At 63.4% G+C, this 15,614-nt stretch carries 15 protein-coding genes and 1 pseudogene; 10 read left to right on the forward strand and 6 right to left on the reverse strand.

All coding sequences use genetic code 11. From position 1 onward, the window contains the following. The first annotated feature begins 6 nt into the window (after positions 1-6). From QRM57_RS08880 to paaZ, 6 genes and pseudogenes are all read left to right on the forward strand, one after another. Positions 7-609, forward strand: a complete 603-nt coding sequence (locus QRM57_RS08880; protein WP_284986317.1) for a GNAT family N-acetyltransferase — start codon at positions 7-9, stop codon at positions 607-609. Positions 610-803: 194 nt separating this feature from the next. After that, positions 804-1,721, forward strand: coding sequence for an SGNH/GDSL hydrolase family protein (locus QRM57_RS08885; RefSeq protein WP_284986318.1), 918 nt, complete (start codon positions 804-806; stop codon positions 1,719-1,721). Between the two features lie 55 nt (positions 1,722-1,776). Continuing rightward, complete coding sequence (locus QRM57_RS08890) at positions 1,777-2,502, forward strand: tyrosine-protein phosphatase (protein WP_284986319.1); 726 nt, start codon at positions 1,777-1,779, stop codon at positions 2,500-2,502. A gap of 43 nt (positions 2,503-2,545) precedes the next feature. Continuing rightward, on the forward strand, positions 2,546-3,550 hold the full coding sequence (locus QRM57_RS08895; RefSeq protein WP_284986320.1) for a glycosyltransferase family 2 protein: 1,005 nt from the start codon (positions 2,546-2,548) through the stop codon (positions 3,548-3,550). 105 nt (positions 3,551-3,655) lie between these two features. Then, positions 3,656-3,817: pseudogene (locus tag QRM57_RS08900) on the forward strand (hypothetical protein); the annotation flags it as partial. 207 nt (positions 3,818-4,024) lie between these two features. Next, complete coding sequence (paaZ, locus tag QRM57_RS08905; RefSeq protein ID WP_284986321.1) at positions 4,025-6,124, forward strand: phenylacetic acid degradation bifunctional protein PaaZ; 2,100 nt, start codon at positions 4,025-4,027, stop codon at positions 6,122-6,124. 198 nt (positions 6,125-6,322) lie between these two features. On the opposite strand, the gene QRM57_RS08910 is transcribed toward paaZ, so the two are convergent. The 3 genes from QRM57_RS08910 to QRM57_RS08920 are packed head-to-tail and all read right to left on the reverse strand — an operon-like array spanning position 6,323 to position 8,784. Beyond that, on the reverse strand, positions 6,323-6,925 hold the full coding sequence (locus QRM57_RS08910) for a TetR/AcrR family transcriptional regulator (protein ID WP_235517323.1): 603 nt from the start codon (positions 6,923-6,925) through the stop codon (positions 6,323-6,325). Between the two features lie 37 nt (positions 6,926-6,962). Beyond that, on the reverse strand, positions 6,963-8,312 hold the full coding sequence (gene paaK, locus QRM57_RS08915; RefSeq protein ID WP_284986322.1) for a phenylacetate--CoA ligase PaaK: 1,350 nt from the start codon (positions 8,310-8,312) through the stop codon (positions 6,963-6,965). Between the two features lie 7 nt (positions 8,313-8,319). Further along, positions 8,320-8,784 carry a hotdog fold thioesterase gene (locus QRM57_RS08920; RefSeq protein ID WP_211711915.1) on the reverse strand — a complete coding sequence of 155 codons (465 nt, stop codon included), beginning with the start codon at positions 8,782-8,784 and terminating at the stop codon, positions 8,320-8,322. Between the two features lie 108 nt (positions 8,785-8,892). Between QRM57_RS08920 and QRM57_RS08925 the strand changes: the two genes are divergently transcribed. Then, the gene (locus QRM57_RS08925) at positions 8,893-9,504 is read left to right on the forward strand and encodes a GNAT family N-acetyltransferase (RefSeq protein WP_284986323.1); all 612 of its coding nucleotides are present in this window, start codon (positions 8,893-8,895) and stop codon (positions 9,502-9,504) included. On the opposite strand, the gene QRM57_RS08930 is transcribed toward QRM57_RS08925, so the two are convergent. Then, positions 9,501-11,057, reverse strand: coding sequence for a putative bifunctional diguanylate cyclase/phosphodiesterase (locus tag QRM57_RS08930; protein ID WP_284986324.1), 1,557 nt, complete (start codon positions 11,055-11,057; stop codon positions 9,501-9,503). The two genes, QRM57_RS08925 and QRM57_RS08930, sit on opposite strands and share 4 nt — an antisense overlap. A gap of 2 nt (positions 11,058-11,059) precedes the next feature. After that, positions 11,060-12,112 carry a hypothetical protein gene (locus QRM57_RS08935; RefSeq protein WP_284986325.1) on the reverse strand — a complete coding sequence of 351 codons (1,053 nt, stop codon included), beginning with the start codon at positions 12,110-12,112 and terminating at the stop codon, positions 11,060-11,062. Between the two features lie 107 nt (positions 12,113-12,219). Here QRM57_RS08935 and QRM57_RS08940 point away from each other — a divergent pair, with 107 nt between their 5' ends. Next, positions 12,220-12,390 carry a hypothetical protein gene (locus QRM57_RS08940; RefSeq protein WP_235517317.1) on the forward strand — a complete coding sequence of 57 codons (171 nt, stop codon included), beginning with the start codon at positions 12,220-12,222 and terminating at the stop codon, positions 12,388-12,390. 149 nt (positions 12,391-12,539) lie between these two features. On the opposite strand, the gene QRM57_RS08945 is transcribed toward QRM57_RS08940, so the two are convergent. Then, the gene (locus QRM57_RS08945) at positions 12,540-14,180 is read right to left on the reverse strand and encodes a sensor histidine kinase (protein WP_284986327.1); all 1,641 of its coding nucleotides are present in this window, start codon (positions 14,178-14,180) and stop codon (positions 12,540-12,542) included. A gap of 218 nt (positions 14,181-14,398) precedes the next feature. On the opposite strand from QRM57_RS08945, the gene QRM57_RS08950 reads away from it, so the two are divergent. Together QRM57_RS08950 and QRM57_RS08955 are read left to right on the forward strand one after the other, a co-directional pair. Continuing rightward, the gene (locus tag QRM57_RS08950; protein ID WP_257371349.1) at positions 14,399-14,782 is read left to right on the forward strand and encodes a DUF7793 family protein; all 384 of its coding nucleotides are present in this window, start codon (positions 14,399-14,401) and stop codon (positions 14,780-14,782) included. Positions 14,783-14,801: 19 nt separating this feature from the next. Continuing rightward, positions 14,802-15,611, forward strand: a complete 810-nt coding sequence (locus QRM57_RS08955) for a class I SAM-dependent methyltransferase (RefSeq protein ID WP_284986329.1) — start codon at positions 14,802-14,804, stop codon at positions 15,609-15,611. Positions 15,612-15,614: the final 3 nt, after the last annotated feature.

Genomic DNA, 15,614 nt, shown 5'->3' on the forward strand with positions numbered 1-15,614 from the left:
AGCCGGGTGACTTCAATTGAACCCATCACCCTGACCGGAAACTTCGTGACGCTGGAACCTCTGGGCCAGGAACACCATGACGGGCTGGTGGATGCCGCCCGCGACGGCGAACTGTGGAAGCTCTGGTACACCTCCGTCCCCACGCCCGAGGGCATGGCCGCCGAGATTGATCGGCGCCTGGACCTGCAGGCAAAGGGTTCCATGCTGCCGTTCGCGACGCGCTCAAACGCCACGGGCAGGCTCATCGGCATGACCACGTACATGAACATCGACGCCGTGACACCCCGTGTCGAGATCGGCTCCACGTGGAACGCGGTGTCGGCGCACGGCACGGGAACCAATCCGGATTCCAAACTGCTGCTCCTGCGGCACGCGTTCGAGACGCTCGGTTGCCCAGCAGTGGAGTTCCGCACGCACTGGCTGAACCAGCAATCCCGCGAGGCGATCGCCAGGCTCGGCGCAAAGCAGGACGGTGTGCTCCGGAACCACTCGCGCAGTGCCGATGGAGCGCTCCGCGACACCGTGGTGTTCTCCATTCTGGAGCACGAATGGCCCGCCGTGAGGAATGGTCTGGAGTTCCGCTTGGCCAAGTACCGCGCCGAGGGGTGAGCTTTCGGCACTAAGGACGCGACTTAGTCGCGAGAGCCAACCCTTCGGCGAGCCCGCAAGGTCTTTTCCCTCCGCAGTCGCAGGCGTAATCTACCCAACACATTGCCCCGGTACGCGGCCGACTGGTGGGCGAGCCGTGACTTCCGCGCATGCGGAACCGGAGCCCCAACGAGCGGTAAAAAAGGGGATTCACCATGGCAACTCATCAAGCACGACGGCGGCGCCCGGCTTTTGCGGGCGGTCTCGCCATTCTGGCTCTTTGTCTGGGTTTCACGGCCAGCCCGGCCACGGCGGCCGCGCCGCCGCTGCCTGACTATGTGGCACTCGGAGATTCGTACACGGCCGGAACGGGTGCGGGGGATTTATACGCGCCAACCCCGCCGGGGTGCTGGCAAAGCAAGGGCGGCTACGTCGATCTGGTTGCAGCCACCGGACAGGTGACCTTGCTGGCCAATCTGGCGTGCCATGGAGCTTTGCTTGTCCCGGGCGGCCCCTTCTATAACGGCGCCCCATCGGTGGTTCAACAGATTCTCAGCAGGACCGGCAGGTCCGCGCTGGCCAAGGCAGAATTGGTGAGCATCACTGCGGGTGCCATCGACGCCGGGAGCCTGCTGGCACTACGTGACTGCGCCACCCCGGATACGGCCACATGTGCCGCCACTGTGGCGGGAATCCGCGCCAAGCTGCCCGCCATTACTGTCGGGCTCGCGGGAACATACGCTTTGCTCCGGGCTTCCGCACCGCAGGCAGCCATTGCAGTTATGGGGTATCCGAGGCTTTTCGATCCGACCCGAGGCCCCCTGGTTCTCCCTGGCGTCACTGTGGTCCCGGTGGAAAACCAGGTCCAGGTGAATGCCGCTGTTGATGCCCTGAATAAGGCGATCGCCGATGCCGTCAAGCTCAGCCGGACCAAGGCGGTTTTTGTTGATGTAACCCAGCGGTTCCTTGGTCACGCAGTGAATTCGCCGGAACCGTGGATCGTGCTGGCGCCCCCGGTGCCTCCGTCGACCCTGCTTCCGGATGCCAACTTCCACCCGAACGCTGCCGGACACCAGGCTTATGCCGCCGCGCTGCTTTCATCGGTGGTCCCGGCGCAGCCCGTCTATCCGTAGCCTTGGGCTCGCCGGGGGCATCACCTCCGGCGAGCCAATGTGCTTAGCTGGCTCTATGGATTCAGCTCACGATAGCGTGCACTGGGACGGAGCCGTCAACGCGTGGCGGATCGCCGGTGACGTGTACAGGATGGGCCGCCATGAGTGGGTCACCGAAGCAGGTTGGCAGCAGATGTTCGACGACGGCGTCCGCACCGTGATTGACCTGCGCGCCGATCGTGAACGGACCTCGCGCGACACCGATCCCCAGGTGCCCGAGGACGTGAAGGCGCGTATCGCCGTCGTCCATTGCCCCACGGAAGATCCGGACCATAGCCGCTTCAGCGAGCTGTTCGGTCCGTATCTCAAGGATCCCGAACAGTACGCCGACTACCTCCAGCTCTTCGCCGAAAAGGTGGCCGCGGTGTTCAAAGCCATCGCGGCGTCGCCTGGCAAAGTGGTGGTTCATTGTTCTGCGGGCAGGGACCGCAGCGGCGTGATCGCCCTGATGCTGCAGCGACTGGCCGGCTACACCGACGAGGAAATCATCAGCGGCTATGAGCTCGCGGCCCGCGGTATCAACGAGCGTCATCGCACCCACGGGGCCCCACACGCGCACGATCCCTACCTGCCCGACGACGAGCTGGAGGCCTTGTTGACCCAGCGCCGGACCAGCCTGCAGGCGTTCCTCGACGCGTTGGACCCTGAACGGTACCTGTCGGCACAGGGTGTTACCGACCCGGAACTGGCAGCCGTACGTTCCAAAGCAGGCGGCCGCGGCGCTGCTACCATGCAGAGTTGAACCACTGCCGAACCCCTCTTACCAAAACCCTGGATGGAACCGCATGAGCCATGGCGCCCGCGTCACCATTGTGACCCGTACCAAGAACCGCCCCATCTTCCTCGCCCGTGCGTTGGACGACATCTTCGGGCAGTCCTTCCAGGACTTCGAGCTGGTCATTGTCAACGACGGCGGCATCCCGGCCGACGTCGATCACCTCACCTCCCAGCGGAGCGAGGCTGAGCGGAACCGCATCACCACTTTGCACCACGCGGAATCAGTGGGCATGGAAGCGGCATCAAACGCCGGGGTTAAGGCCGGCTCGGGTGAATTCGTGGTGATCCACGATGACGACGACTTCTGGGCGCCCGACTTTCTCGCCCAAACAGTGGCCTACCTTGACGATCCCTCGCATGCCGCCGAAACCGGCGTGATGGTCCGGACGGAAATTGTCATCGAGGAGCTTGTAAACGGCAGGATTGAGCCCATCCGACGTGAGATTTTCTGGGCCAACATGCGCCAAATAACGCTCGCGGACATGCTCAAGATCAACCGCGCTGTCCCCATCTCGTTCCTGTACCGCCGCAGCCTGCACGACGCCGTGGGCTATTACAACGAAAACCTGCCGGTGGTGGGTGACTGGGAGTTCCACCTGCGCGTATTGAGCCACTCACGCGTAGGCTTCCTCGACGGCGAACCGCTGGCCTTCTGGTCACAGCGCCCCGAGTCCGCGGGCCATGATGGGAACAGCATTTTTCAGAAGGCCGCAGAGCACGCTCACTACGATGCCCTGGTCCGGGACCATCACCTCCGCGAAGGGGTAGCACAGAACGGCTTCGGCCCTCTGCTCTATCTCACCCAGGTACTGGCAGGCCAGGAGGAGCTGATCCTGGCGCAGCAGCGGAGGCTGGACGAGACCAACAACAAACTGGACCGCGTGCTGGAGCGCCTGGACGCCGTGAACCATGCCGCCGCTGACGTGAAGCAGACGGTGATCGACAGGACCAGCGTGGGGGAGTTCCTCAAGAAGCCCCTGTTGCTGGCGAAGAAGTTCGGAGGCCGGGGCTAGACGCTCTCTCACGTTCCGGCCGTTTCGGGCCGTTGCTCGGTCACGTTCCGGTGTCACAAGTGCCCCCACCACCGACCCTTCCAGCGCAACCCCTTATGATCAACGGCCCAGTTTTACAAGGAGATCACGTGGCTTGCGGCCCAGGGCATCTCCACGGGTTGGGCTGAGGCGGGCGGGACCAAGTCGTTCCGGCCTTGGCAGCCGGTGAACCGCGATGCGATGGCCGCGTTCATGTACCGCTACAACACCAAATTCGGCGCCAAGTAGCCGCATAAGCATGACCAAGAAGGGCCGGTTCCGCGAGTAGCGGGCCCGGCCCTTCGCCGTACCCAGACGTCGCTGAAAGAAATTACTGCTGTACTCCTCCGGGCATTCATGTACCCTGTATATATTACCGAACGGCCGGTCAGTAATGTTGGCGTCAGTCAGCAATGACCGTGCCGCTTTCATGTGCCTTGGAAGGACCCGTCGACGATGACCACTACAGCAGTCGCCCCGGAAACCACAGCCGTTGCAACCGTCCCCAGCTACGTCCAGGATGCCTGGTGGACCCCGGCGCCCGACGCGAAGAAAGTCCCCGTCCGCGATGCCAGCACAGGAGAAGTGCTGGCCAACGTGAGTACCGACGGACTGGACCTGGCCGCCGTCGTTCATTACGGCCGGACCAAGGGCCAAACGGAGCTTGGTAAGCTGACATTCCACCAGCGCGCGCTCAAGCTCAAAGAGCTTGCCATGTACCTCAACGGCCGCCGCGAGGAACTGTACGCCTCATCACTGCAGTCCGGTGCCACCAAGATCGACAACATGATCGACATCGACGGCGGCATTGGTGTCCTCTTTACGTTCGGTTCCAAGGGCCGGCGCGAACTGCCCAACTCGCAGGTGATCGTGGACGGCCCCATGGAGACGCTCTCCAAGGACGGTTCGTTCGTGGCCGAGCACATCTACACGCGCATTCCGGGCGTGGCTGTGCAGATCAACGCCTTTAACTTCCCGGTCTGGGGCATGTTGGAGAAGTTCGCGCCGTCGTTCCTGGCCGGCGTACCCACCATCGTCAAACCCGCCACGCCCACCGGATATGTGGCCGAGGCAGCCGTGCGGGCCATCATCGAATCCGGCATCCTGCCCGCCGGCGCACTCCAGTTGATTTCGGGTTCGGCGCGGACGCTCCTGGACGAGCTCGACTACCGTGACCTCGTCTCTTTTACGGGTTCTGCGTCCACAGCCAAGTCGCTCAAGTCCCACCCGAACGTGGTTCAGGGCGGCGTCCGTTTCACGTCCGAAACCGACTCGCTCAACGCCGCCATTCTCGGTCCCGACGCTGTGCCCGGAACTCCGGAATTCGACGCTTTCATCAAAGCCGTCGTTACCGAGATGACCGTCAAGGCGGGTCAGAAGTGCACCGCGATCCGCCGCATCATCGTTCCGCAGGCCCTGACCGCTGACGTCGCTGCCGCGGTCGGCGCCCGCATCAACGAACGCGTAGTGGTCGGCGACCCTCGCGCGGAAGGCGTCACCATGGGCGCGCTGGCCTCACTCGATCAGCTCGCCGATGTTCGCGCTGCTGTTCAGTCAATGCTCGACGCCGGTGGGGAACTTGCGTACGGATCTCTCGATTCGCCGTCGGTCACCTCGGTTGGGGGAGCTGTGGGCGTTGTGGAAGACGGCGCGTTCATGTCTCCGGTGCTCCTGAGCTGGGCCGATGCGGAAGCTGAGGAAGTGCACTCGCTTGAAGCCTTCGGGCCGGTCTCATCCGTAATTGGATACTCGGACCTGCCCGATGCGATCCGCCTGGCTGCCAAGGGATCGGGCTCCCTGGTGGCATCGGTATGCACCAATGATCCCGCTGTGGCGCAGGAACTGGTGCTGGGAATTGCTGCCCACCACGGCCGCGTCCACATGCTCAACCGCGAGGACGCCCGCTCGTCGACCGGCCACGGTTCGCCCGTGCCGCACCTCGTGCACGGAGGACCGGGCCGCGCCGGCGGTGGCGAGGAACTGGGTGGCATCCGCTCGGTCCTGCACCACATGCAGCGCACCGCCATCCAAGGATCGCCCAACATGCTGACGGCCGTCACAGGTGTTTGGCACACGGGAGCTGAGCGCAACTTCACTGTGGAAACTGAAGGAGAGCACCCGTTCCGGAAGTCCTTGGCGTCCCTCCGAATCGGAGATGCTGTGCGCTCGGAGCTCCGTGAGGTCAAGCTGGAGGACATCACCGCCTTCGCGAGCTCCACGGGCGATACCTTCTACGCGCACACCAACCAGGAAGCCGCCGAGGCAAACCCGTTCTTCCCGGGCATCGTGGCCCACGGCTACCTGCTCCTGAGCTGGGCTGCAGGGCTGTTCGTCGAGCCCGCGCCGGGTCCCGTCCTGGCCAACTACGGGCTGGAGAACCTGCGCTTCATCACGCCGGTTGCTGCGGGTGATTCGATCCGCGTGACCCTCACGGCCAAGAAGATCACCCCTCGCGAGACCGACGAGTACGGCGAGGTGGCCTGGGATGCCGTGCTGACCAACCAGAACGACGAAATAGTGGCGACCTACGACGTCCTCACCCTCGTGGAGAAGTAACCCACTCTCACGTTCCGCCGTGTTGAGGGCAAACGCTCCAGCATCTAACCAGAAACGCTTCCACGCCTTAGTGCGCGGAAGCGTTTTGGTTTTTAAAGCGGAGGCACGACGACGGCAGCCAGCTGCTGCCGTCGGGCGCCGGAAGGGGCCGGGTTGTGAGTGAGGGTTGGCCGGAAGGGGGTGGGATGTGAGTGAGGGTCAGGAGGCCGTGTGGAGGCCCTCGAAGGCCATGGTGATCAGGTCGTCCGCGAGCTTCTCCGGGGACAGCGAGCCGCCGGGCTTGTACCACTCCACGATCGAGTTGATGGTGCCGAACAAGAGCCTGGTCACAGTGCGGGGATCGATGTCCTGCCGAAGCGAGCCGTCTTCGCGGGCAGCGGAGATCAGGGCAGCCACTTTGTGGTCGAAGGCGCGCCGGCGTTCCAAAGCGTCTCGTTCGATCTCCGTGTTGCCCCGCAGGCGCAGCAGCAAAGTTACAAACGGCAGCCGGTCCACCAGCACGGCGATGGTCTGCCTGAGCACAAACTCCAGCCGAGCGTCGGCAGGCCCTGACGTGGCAGAAGGCTCCTCAAGGATCGCCTCCAGCCCGCCCAGTGCGTGGTCCAGGGCGAGCTTCAGCAGATCGCCCTTGGACGGCACGTGGTGGTAGATGGCGGACTTCGAAATCCCCAGGTTTTCAGCCAGGATGCCCATGGACGTTGCGTCGTAGCCGTGCCGGTTGAAGACGTCGACGGCGATGCGGAGCACCGACTGCTGGTCGTAGCCGGGCCGTCCGCGCTTGGTGGTGGTCTCAGTAGGCATGCTGGCATTTTCTCACGATCTCCGCCAACGAAGCGGATCAGCCCTTGGGACGCAGGTCGTAGATGCGGCGCAGCTTGCCGTTGGAACGCTCCAGGGAACCGGGCTCCACAACGTCCACCACGCAAGACGAGCCGATGTGGATCTTGATCTGCTCGCGCAAGGTGTGGGCCGCCGTCGTACTGGCCTCCGCGCTGACGGACTCGCGGCGCTCAATGCGGACCGTGAGCGAGTCCATGCGCTTGCCTTCGGGCCGGGTGATTTCCAGCTGGAAGTGCGGGCTCAGCTCGGGGATGCGCAGGGCGATTTCCTCGATCTGTGACGGGAAGAGGTTCACGCCACGGAGGATGATCATGTCGTCGCTGCGGCCGGTGATGCGGCCCATGCGCCGGTGCGCGGGTCGGGCCGTGCCGGGGAGCAGGCGGGTGAGGTCCTTGGTGCGGTACCGGATGATCGGCAGTGCTTCCTTGGTGAGCGAGGTGAATACCAACTCGCCCGGTTCGCCATCCCCAAGAACGCGCGTGTGGTCGAACGGATCGATGATTTCGGGGCGGAAGTGGTCCTCCCAGATGTGGCAGCCGTCCTGTGTTTCGACGACTTCGCCTGCGACGCCGGGGCCCATGACCTCGGAGAGGCCGTAGATGTCGGAGGCTTTAATATTCATGGTGACTTCGAGCTCGTGGCGCATCTCTTCGGTCCACGGCTCGGCACCCAACACTGCGTACTTGAGCGAGGTGGAGGTGGGGTCGATGCCCTGGTGCGCCATGGCGTCGGCGATGGTCAGCAGGTAGGTGGGGGTGGCGAGGATCGCGTCCGGCTTGAAGTCCTGGATGAGCTGGATCTGGCGTTCGGTTTGGCCTCCGGACATGGGGATGACAGTGCAGCCGAGGGCTTCAGCGCCAGCGTGTGCGCCCAGGCCGCCGGTGAACAGGCCGTAGCCGTAGGCGTTGTGGACCTTCATGCCCGGGCGGACGCCGGAGGCGCGGAACGACCGTGCCACCAAAGTTGCCCAGTTGGCGAGGTCGTTTTTGGTGTAACCGACCACTGTGGGGCGCCCGGTGGTACCGGAGCTGGCGTGGATACGTGCGATCTGGTCCTGGGGGACCGCGAACATCCCGAAGGGGTATTCCAAGCGCAGGTCTTCCTTGGTGGTGTAGGGAAACTTGCCCAGGTCGCTTAGCTCGCGGAGGTCCGAGGGGTGCACCCCGGCTTCGTCGAACTTGCGCTTGTACAGCGGCACGCGATCGTAGGCGTACGCCACGGTGTGCTGGAGGCGGGTGAGCTGGAGGGCTTCGAGTTCGTCGCGGGAGATGGTTTCTTCACGGTCCAGCACGGGGGCGCTGGCTTTGGAGGCGGGAACGTCTGGAGCTGCCACGGTGTTCTGCGTCATGGTTTTCCTACTTCTTGGAGATGGTGCGGCTGCGGCCACGGAACTCAGCGATGAGTTCGCCGGGCTCGGCGTCAGGGGAGGGGGCGGGGGCCGGGTCGGCCGCGTAGATCTGGATGTCGTACAGGCCGCTTCTGCCGGTACTCGCGCGGCGGTTTGCGACGGCGGTGATTACCTGGCCTTGGAAGGCCGGCTTGATGAAGTTGATGTCGACGCCGGACGCCACCGTGATGTTGGCGGCTTCCTCGGGCGTGGGGTTGGCCGGGTTGCAGGCCAGTGCGAAGGCTGTGTCGGCGAAGGCGAAGATCATTCCGCCGTGGGCCATGCCGAAGCCGTTGAGCATCTCCTGGCGGAGGTGCATCCGGATGGTGGCGTGGCCGTCGTCGATCTTGAGCACCTGGATGCCCATCCACTCGGACGCGTAGTCGTTCGTCAGGATGTGGTGCGATGCACCGGAGAGGGTTGTTTCAACCATGCGTCATTGCCTCCAGCTTTATTTACCGAATGTTCATTAGGTAATCCCAGATCGCGCCAAGTGTCAAGACTGGACCACTATTCACCCGCGACTAGTAGCCTCATGTTCATGCCCGACATTGAGCTCCCCATAGTCACCGACCGACTCATCCTCCGACGCTTCGAAGCTGAAGACCTTGAGCGTTTCCACGGATACCAGTCCCTCCCTGAAACCGCACGCTTTCTGTTCCGCAGCGAGTTGACCAAGACACGGGCCATGGAGGTCCTGGGACGGTATGCGAATTTCGAGTTCAAGCAGGAAGGCGACTGGGTTTGCCTGGCCATTGAACGCCGGGACCAGCCCGGGCTGATGGGCGAGGTAGTGCTGAAATGGCTTGAAGGCACCGGACAGGGTGAGCTGGGCTGGATCCTGCATCCGGAAGCCCGCGGCCAGGGAATCGCTACGGAAGCCGCCCAAGCCGTCATGGAACTGGCCTTCGAGCAGTTGTCCTTCCATCGCCTCGACGCCAAGCTGGATGCGCTCAACACCGGTTCCGCGGCTATCTGCAAACGCCTGGGCATGCGGCTGGAGGCGACCTTGGTGGACAACTGGCACTACAAGGGCCAGTGGGCCACCGAGAACATCTACGCCATTCTGGACACCGAGTGGCGTGCCCGGAACGGGCAGGCCACCAGCGGTCAGACCGCAGCGCGCGGTGAGGCGCCGACGTCGGGCATTTAGTCCTCGGTGACGGGCCACGTCTTGTGGTGCTTCAGCTGCTCCGTTAGCTGCTCCCCGGGCAACGGCCGGCTGAAGTAGTAACCCTGGCCGCTGGTGCAGCCGATGCCCAGGAGGTACTGGGCTTGCTCGGCAGTCTCGATGCCTTCCCACACGGCATTCAGGCCACAGGCCCGGATAAGCTGCAGGACGGCGGCGAGCAGTGCCGGTTGTGAGGGGTCGCTGCCCAGGGCGGATAGCAGGGTCCGGTCCACTTTGACGGTATCGACGGGCAGCCGACGCAGGTAGCTGATGGAGGAGTAGCCCGTACCGAAGTCGTCGATCTCCAGTCCCACGCCCAGGCGGCGCAGGCTGTTGAGCGTGTAGCGGTCCAGGTCGTTACCAAGGATGACGGCGCTTTCGGTCAGTTCCAGCACCAGCAGCGATGGGTCCAGGTCCGCGGACGCCAACGCTTCCCTGACGTCCTCGATGAACTCAAGCCGCTGCAGGTCGGCGGCCGAAACGTTGATGCGCATGCTGAAGTTGTGGCCCGCCGTCAGGGGGTCGCTGCGCCATTGCCTTAACTGCTCGACGGCGGTGCGGAGCACCCAACCGCCCAAATCGGAGATCATGCCCGTTTCCTCGGCAATCGGGATGAACTCGTCCGGCATGACCAACCCGCGGGTGGGGTGGTTCCAGCGGACCAAAGCCTCCACACCCTCGATTTCACGGGTGTCCAAACGGATAATCGGCTGGTAGTAGAGCACCAGTTGCGAACCGGCGATGGCCTCTTTGAGTTCGCCCACCAGCTGGTTCCGCATTTGCCGCGCAAGAAGCATGGCCGGTTCAAACACCTTGAGCTTGCCCCGTCCGTCCGCCTTGGACTCGTACATGGCGATGTCCGCTTCCATCATCAGCTCTTCGGCGCCGTGGCCGGGGTCAGCCATCCGCAGGCCCATGCTGGCCCCGCAACGCAAATGCTGGCCTTCGATTTCCATGGCCCCCACAACGGACGCGAGGATGCGGTTGCCGATTGACGCCGCTTCGGCAGGGGTGACCTCCGGGAGCATGACGGCAAATTCGTCGCCGCCCATACGGGCAACCATGTCCTGTTCACGGACTGCTCCGCTGATCCGTGCGGCAACGGTTTCAAGGACCTTGTCCCCGATGGTGTGGCCCAAGGTGTCATTGATCGACTTGAACCCGTCCATGTCCAGCAGGAGGATGGCGGGCCGCTTGCTGCCCTTATGCCCGGTCGCCTGAGCCTCGGCCAGCGCGTTGGCGAACGCTGAACGGTTATTCAAGCCTGTCAAGGGATCCGTCATGGCCATGTGGCGCATCGCCAGGTGTGCCTGGTTGAGCTGTTCCGTGCGGGCGTTGACCCGCTGCTCCAGTTCCTCGTAGATGATCTGGAGGTCCTCGGCCAGGAGGTTGGTACCCATGATCACAGCATCGATCTCATCGCGGGCGTCGGAGACCTTGATCCTGGTGTTCAGATCGCCAGCTGCCAACCGCACGATACCGTCCAGCAGCAATCCCAAACGGGGATCCTCGTTGGAGATATTTCCTTCGGACATGCTCACCCCCCGTGCGGCTGGCCTCGTCGCTCATCGTCATGCCGCAGGTGTTCGCGGACGGCGACGCTTCGTTCAGGCAATGCGGCCTGTTCGAACAGTGTGGCTGCTTCGTCAAAATTCGCAAGCGCTTCATCTCGACGCCGCAATTCGAGCAGCGTTCGCGCGAGGAGGAAGTGGGCTTCTGCGGAGGTTTGGGTGGCCAAAATGGAGGACCGCGCGCAAAGCGGTTCAAGGATGGCCGCAGCCTGCTGCATATCTCCGCTGAGGAAATGCCAATGGGCCCGGACCAAGGACATTTCCAAGTGGTCCCTTTCGGAGCCACCCACAATGTCCGTGGCGAGCTCGGCCCTTTCAATGCAGCGGAGGGTAGCAGCGTCGCTGAGTTTGGCCTGAAGGCGCATTTCGGCGGAGGCCCTGTTGAAACGGGCCCAAAGATCAACGTCCTTTGAGGGCGACAGCAGCTCTGCCGCCAGGTCGTGATAGCGCCCTCCGTCATTGACGCGGTCTGCAAGGAAGGCAACGTTGCCTATCACCCAGTAGCCCTTGCCCGCGGTGTCCTCGTCCACATCGTCCGTCAGCAGGGTCTCCAAAGCCAGGCACTCCCGCCAGGCGTCATGGAGCAGGCGGCTTTCCGCCAAGGCGGCTATCAGGGCGCGCTGGGCAAGGATCTGGACGTAGAGCAGATCGGTGTCCTGGGCAGCAAGTTTCGCGGCGTCTGCCGCCATGGTCGCCGCCTCCGCCAACCGGCCCAGCCCTTGGAGGGCAACGGCAACCATGGTCCCGGCCTTCGAGCCAAGCTCTGTGGAGGTGGAGGTGAGGGTGTGGTCGTTGAGTTCGGAAGCCAAGGCAAGGAATTCCTCGATCCGACCCTGGTCGCGGAGGCACTCAGCCTGCAGGTAGCGCATGTTCCACCATGCTTCTTCGTCGCCGGCCAGCGTAGCCAACGCGGCGGCGTCACTTGCCAATCGAGCGGCTTCGTCGAAGTCCCGCTCCTTCCATCTGGCGCGTGCCGAAAGCCCGGCGACTACGTGGGCGGCGAGCTGCGGACTTTGCATATGCCCATTATCCATGTCATTACAGAGGAAAAGCTCGTATAGTTTGCCCCGTGACTTTATTCAAGTCACACACAACAAATTCGCATCAGTACGAAAGGGCATAGCGGATGAAAAAATTTGCGGCAACCCTGCTCATGGCGGCGGTTCTGGCAGTAACGGGATTCGCTGCTCCAGCCAATGCCGACTCTTCGCAGGACAGTTCGGCGATCGGATGGTGGCCCAACAGCGTCACCAGCACCAAGACGAACACCACCAGCATCGGTTGGTGGCCAAACTAAACATTGGGGGAGCGCCTCTCAAGGCCATATGACATAAATTGATGCCCTGGGCCGCTGCCCGGGGCATCAGTTTTGTTTCGCCGGATGTCGAGCATTAGTGACGGCGGGACAAATCTCCGCAGGCCCGCATGACAGCGATGTCATACGGATTAAGGCCCTCCAACGGGCAGCTCCACGGACACCGTCGTTCCGGAGCCCAGCGTCGAATCCAACAGGAGCCGGCCCATGTGGCGGCTGATGATGTCGTGGGCAATGGCCAGTCCCAGGCCGCTGCCAGGGACTGCGGCGGACGTTGCATTGGACGCCCGGTAGAAGCGCGTGAAGATGTGTGGGAGGTCGTGCTCGGGGATGCCCAGGCCGGTGTCGGCGATCCGCACAGTGGCCGCCCTCGCGCCGTTATCGGAGGCCGATACCGAGCTGGTGATGCCCACCCGGCCGCCCTCGGGGGTGAACTTGATGGCGTTGGCAACGATGTTCGTGAAGACCTGCTCCAGCTTTGCTTCGTCGGCCGTCACTTCAATGTCTTCCCCTGCCTCAGTGAATGAGAGGGAAACATGCCGGGACTCGGCAAGTGGCCGCAGCGTTGCCACCACAACTTGGAGCAGCTTGGCGATGTCCACAGGCTTGAGGTCCAGGTTGCTGCCGTCCTGCATGGACACGGTCAGCATGTCCTCGATGAGCCGGCGGAGGCGGTCAGAGTTCCGGCCAATGACGTCCAGCATCTTGGAAATGCCTTCCGGAACCGGGCCGCCGGAACCGTCCTGGATCATGTCCAGATACGCGGTGATGGAGGTCAACGGTGTCCGCAGCTCATGGTTCACCGTGGCCAGGAAATCTGTTTTGGCTTTGTCCAGTTGCCGGAGCTGGTGCAGCACGCGCTGCTGGGCACTGATGAGGTGGCCTTGGATGAGGCCATGTGCCACGTTCCCGGCCACGTGCTGCATCAGCGCGATCTCGGCACGGGTCCAGCGGTGCTCCTCCTGCACGGTGCACAGCAGGATGATTCCCAGGGCCGTTGCGCCTTCGCCAACAGGCAGAAGCACGGTGGAGATCGGGTGGAGCTCGCCGGACCATTCCCGCAAGGCCTGCGCGATTGCTGATTCGGGATCTTTCCTGTGGTCCGAGACCGCAAGGACGTCCGCTTCGGCCCACAGCTTGTTGGCTGCTTCGGCGATGGTTTCTTCGCTGTCTCCCAGCCTCGCGGGAAGGGGGGCCACTCCCGGACCGTTCCATTGTGCGCGGATGTTGGGGACGCGTTCATCCCGGAACGTTGCGAACCAGACGTGGTCCACGCCCAGGGCTTCGCCAAAGCCTCGGACCACGTGGTCGGCGATCAGTTGCGGATCATTGGTTTCCCGGATCGCCGATGACACGTTGCGCAGGCTCTCGCGGAGCGCCTCGATCTCCCCCCGGGAGCGTTCGCGTTCCCTTGACCGGCCGATCAGGGTCCTGACGCGGTGCACCAGTTCCGCGCCCCGCACGGGAGCCAGAACGTAGTCCGCCATCCGCAGGGACTCGATGTCGGCGACGTCCACTGATTCTTCGGCGTCCAGGAGCAGCAGCACCGGTATCCCCGGACTCCGCAGGCCACGGGCCAGAAAGCTCCCGACGACGATCACGGAGGGGCTATGGCGTTGGAGTTCGAGGGCCACTGAGGCGCTGTCCGAAGCAGTAGTGACTTCGAAGCCGGCCGTGGTGAGCGCCGACTGGGAAGCAGCCAGGCGCTCCTCATCCGAATCCGCCACAAGGGCAGACGGAGAATGCCCTGCATCGGCAACGGTCTCGCCCACGGAGCCCCTTCCGTTCCAACGTTCTACTCACGGTATTTCCCGATTTGGCAACACCCTACCAGCGGCATTGGGGCTCGCGGCTTCCCGGCGTGAAATGCTCCGGATGAGTCGTGGAAGACACTCTTTACATTGACCGCGGGATTCGTCAGCCTTGAGGAAGCCAAACCGGGGTGACCATGTCAGTTCCGGCACGGGCGCCGGACCGCAAGAGGAGCACAGTGGATCAACACGCAACATCGAAAGACCACCAGCAGGTGTCGTTCAAACTTGAACTCGAAGAGCAGGGAATCCTCCGCCTGACGTGGCCGCGCGGTGCCAGGATCCAGGAATCGGATGCCCAACGGGCCATGGACAGGGTCAATGAACTGTGCGGCGAAGACCGGCACCCCATGATTGTTGACATGGCGACGACGGACGACGTCACCCGTGGCGCCAGATCAGTGTTCGCCAAGCCCTGCCAAGCCAATCGAATCGCCCTGTGGGGTGCGTCGCCGGTTGACAGGGTGATTGCAAATTTCTTTCTTGGAATCATGAAGCCTCCGTGCCCCACCAAGTTCTTCACTTCCGAAACAGAAGCCCTGGAGTGGCTGGTGGAGGCATAACGCCACCTATATTTGGAGAATGTTCTCCGCCCTCAGGAAGTACCTGCTGATTCCACGCCTCATCAGGCTCTCCTCCGGCGCACCCAAGGACCCGCTAACGGCGTGGGACCGGTACTGGGGCGACGTCCGCTCGACAGGTGCCGCTGGAGACGTCCTGTGGGACTCGGGCAGCGACCACGAACTCAACGGCTACCTGCCCAAGGTGACGCAGCTGGACCCGAATCTTCCCGTAGTGGACGTCGGGTGTGGCAACGGCAGCTTCACCCGCCTTCTTGCACGGCACTTCCCTCTCGCTGTGGGACTTGATTACTCGGCGAATGCAGTTGACCGGGCCCGGCAGGAATCAACGGACATCACGACGGCCTCATTCGCAGTCTGCGACATGACCGCACCGGACGCTGCGGCTACTGTGGCGGCGGCCCTGGCCGAGGCAGGCTGGACGGGCGACGCCAACGTGTTCATCCGCGGTGTCCTGCACGTACTGGACAGCGACGGCCGTGCGGCACTGGCAGCGAACCTGCTGCCCGTCGTCGGGGCCCGGGGCGGGGTTTTCCTGGCAGAGACAAATTTTCCGGGCACTCCGGTGGACTACGTGAGCCACCTCGGAGCTACGAGGAAATCCATCCCCGGACCGCTCGAGTGGGCGATTCGTGGGCTGCCGATGCCCGGCCGCTTCGGTGCCAAGCAACGCGCAAAAGCCTTCCCGGCGGCGGACTGGAACCTGGTGGAGGAAGGCTCAGCAAGCATCGAGACGCGCCCGCTCAGCAACCCTTCCGCCCCTGATGTGATCCCGGGGTACTTCGCACTGCTGCGGGCCCGCCAACGATGAAGG

Source organism: Arthrobacter sp. fls2-241-R2A-172, from assembly GCF_030208885.1.
Lineage (GTDB): Bacteria > Actinomycetota > Actinomycetes > Actinomycetales > Micrococcaceae > Arthrobacter.

What these genes read in the sequence shown, in the direction of transcription:
- QRM57_RS08895 (WP_284986320.1), top strand. Translation starts at nt 2,546, where the DNA reads ATGAGCCATGGCGCCCGCGTCACCATTGTGACCCGTACCAAGAACCGC.
- QRM57_RS08910 (WP_235517323.1), bottom strand. Translation starts at nt 6,925, where the DNA reads ATGCCTACTGAGACCACCACCAAGCGCGGACGGCCCGGCTACGACCAG.
- QRM57_RS08940 (WP_235517317.1), top strand. Translation starts at nt 12,220, where the DNA reads ATGAAAAAATTTGCGGCAACCCTGCTCATGGCGGCGGTTCTGGCAGTA.
- QRM57_RS08920 (WP_211711915.1), bottom strand. Translation starts at nt 8,784, where the DNA reads ATGGTTGAAACAACCCTCTCCGGTGCATCGCACCACATCCTGACGAAC.
- QRM57_RS08890 (WP_284986319.1), top strand. Translation starts at nt 1,777, where the DNA reads ATGGATTCAGCTCACGATAGCGTGCACTGGGACGGAGCCGTCAACGCG.
- QRM57_RS08930 (WP_284986324.1), bottom strand. Translation starts at nt 11,057, where the DNA reads ATGTCCGAAGGAAATATCTCCAACGAGGATCCCCGTTTGGGATTGCTG.
- QRM57_RS08885 (WP_284986318.1), top strand. Translation starts at nt 804, where the DNA reads ATGGCAACTCATCAAGCACGACGGCGGCGCCCGGCTTTTGCGGGCGGT.
- QRM57_RS08935 (WP_284986325.1), bottom strand. Translation starts at nt 12,112, where the DNA reads ATGCAAAGTCCGCAGCTCGCCGCCCACGTAGTCGCCGGGCTTTCGGCA.
- paaK (WP_284986322.1), bottom strand. Translation starts at nt 8,312, where the DNA reads ATGACGCAGAACACCGTGGCAGCTCCAGACGTTCCCGCCTCCAAAGCC.
- QRM57_RS08955 (WP_284986329.1), top strand. Translation starts at nt 14,802, where the DNA reads ATGTTCTCCGCCCTCAGGAAGTACCTGCTGATTCCACGCCTCATCAGG.
- QRM57_RS08925 (WP_284986323.1), top strand. Translation starts at nt 8,893, where the DNA reads ATGCCCGACATTGAGCTCCCCATAGTCACCGACCGACTCATCCTCCGA.
- paaZ (WP_284986321.1), top strand. Translation starts at nt 4,025, where the DNA reads ATGACCACTACAGCAGTCGCCCCGGAAACCACAGCCGTTGCAACCGTC.